The organism is Paenibacillus forsythiae T98 (assembly GCF_000520735.1).
In the GTDB taxonomy this organism is placed as follows: Bacteria; Bacillota; Bacilli; order Paenibacillales; family Paenibacillaceae; genus Paenibacillus_AQ; species Paenibacillus_AQ forsythiae.
The window spans coordinates 1-2,122 of the sequence record NZ_ASSC01000071.1; the positions used below are offsets into that span (position 1 = coordinate 1).

A 2,122-nucleotide genomic window follows, 5' to 3' on the forward strand; every position below is an offset into this window, starting at 1 on the left:
GACGGATCGGTGATGGGAGCATCCGTCCTCGAAACAAGCAAAACCGCCCGTTCTCCAAGGAAATTGGAGAACGGGCGGTTGGTATGTCCGGCGGGAGCCTGCTAATGCGTATGGCCCGCTCTATGCTTCGTACGGCGCACGATGGCCAAATGCAGGCCAAACAGCAGCACCATGACGCATGCGCTTGCCACAAAGGGAGTGCCATGGCCGACCGAATCCCACAGCCTGCCGGAAACAATGGGTCCGGCCACCATCCCGGAGCCCTGCAAGGTGAGAAACAATCCCCATACCGTACCGCGCTCGCTCGCCGGCACCTGCTTGGCAAGAAAAGCGTTCCAGGCAGGCAGTATGAACGCATAGCTGACCCCGATCAGGGGCACGACGACAAACACGGACGGAAGCGAGCGAACCACGGAGAAGGCCAGAAGTGAGACCGCAGCCAGCAGGAAGCCGATGTTAAGAAACGCCGCCGTGCCAATCCGGTCCACCAGCCTGCCCGCCGGAATCAGGGCCAGCACGGTAATGCCGCCCCCGGCAATCAGCAGCAGATTGAACTCGGACGGCGTCAGGTTCAGCTCCGTCCGGGTAAAGAGGGTAACGACCGGCGTCATCAGTCCGATCGCGAATGCCTGCAAGAACAGGGCCGGGTACAGCAGCCTGCTGACCTTCAGCGACTGTCTGACCTTAAGCAGCGTCCGTCCGAGGCTTGTTAGCGGGTTCAGCTTCGTCCGGGCCGTTCCCGGCTCATCCGCGCCATGCCTTGCGGCATGGGACCCGTGGGCAATCCGGGCGGGCAGCAACAGCGCGACGGCGACCACCAACGCGGCGAAGGCCAGCAGCACGAAGAATACCGCGCGGTAGCTTTGATGGCCGTGCTCCATCAGGAAGTTGACCGTAATCGGCCCGATGCCCGTTCCGGCCAGAGAAGCCATTTCCACCGCCCCCATGGCTGCCCCGCTGCTTCCGCTTCGGGTCGAGCCAGCCAGCTCCGTCACGCCGGTCATTACGCAAGGCCAGAGCGGAGACGTGCCGACGCCCAGAATCAGGCAGGCCAGCGACAGCAGCGCCGCGTCCTTGGCATAAATGATAAGAGCAACGGCCACCGCGATCAGAAGCAGCGCTCCGGTCATCGTCCACCGGTAGCCAATCCGTTCCATGATCCAGCCCGAGGGGCTGCGGAACAGATTATCGCCCAAATACTGTAGCGCAAAGGCCAAACCGACCACCGTAACAGACAGCCCGAGTATATTCTCCATATAGACGGGCAGCAGCGCGACAAGCAGCGACCCTTTTACAAATTCAACCAAAAAAATGATAATCCACATCTCGATAATAAACGGCGACGCCAGACTGATATGCATCCGCTGCTCTGTTTTGGAGGGCATTACATCACATCCTAGTATTATGATGATGGTTTTGTTATACTTCTTTTGTTTGCGACTTCACTTGAGAAAGGTTGTGGGAGTATTAATGGATCAATCGCTTACCCCTCTCTTCACGGCTCTAAAAAATCACGCTGCCGGAAATCCGGTGCAATTTCATATTCCCGGTCATAAAAAAGGTGCCGGAACCGATCCCGAGTTCAGGGAATTTATCGGTGATAACGCCTTTTCCATAGATCTGATCAATATTGCACCGCTCGACGACCTGCATCAGCCTAAAGGCGTGATCGCCCAGGCGCAGAACCTGGCGGCGGAAGCGTTCGGAGCGGATTACACTTATTTCAGCGTTCAAGGCACAAGCGGAGCTATTATTGCGATGATTCTGTCCGTCTGCGCTCCCGGGGAGAAGATTATCGTGCCCCGTAATGTTCACAAATCGGTCATGTCCGCCATTATCTTCTCGGGAGCCAAGCCGATCTTCGTCTCCCCGGTTCAGGACGAGAATCTGGGCATTGATCACGGCATTACGACCAGCTCGCTTAAACGCGCCCTGCAGCGCCACCCGGACGCCAAAGGGGTGCTTGTCATCAACCCGACCTACTTCGGGGTATGCGCCGATCTGCGCTCGATTGTCGAGCTTGCCCACAGCTATGGCGTTCCCGTGCTTGTAGACGAGGCTCACGGCGTTCTGATCCATTTCCACGAGGAGCTGCCGATGTCGGCAATGCAGGCGGGCGCGG

General features: G+C 58.2%; 2 protein-coding genes. One reads left to right on the forward strand and one right to left on the reverse strand.

Annotation, left to right across the window (positions count from 1 at the left end; translation table 11 throughout):
* Positions 1-101 precede the first annotated feature (101 nt).
* On the reverse strand, positions 102-1,385 hold the full coding sequence (locus L692_RS0102515; protein WP_025696913.1) for an MFS transporter: 1,284 nt from the start codon (positions 1,383-1,385) through the stop codon (positions 102-104).
* A gap of 85 nt (positions 1,386-1,470) precedes the next feature.
* Between L692_RS0102515 and L692_RS0102520 the strand changes: the two genes are divergently transcribed.
* On the forward strand, positions 1,471-2,122 hold a 652-nt coding region (locus L692_RS0102520; protein WP_025696914.1), incomplete at its 3' end, for an aminotransferase class I/II-fold pyridoxal phosphate-dependent enzyme.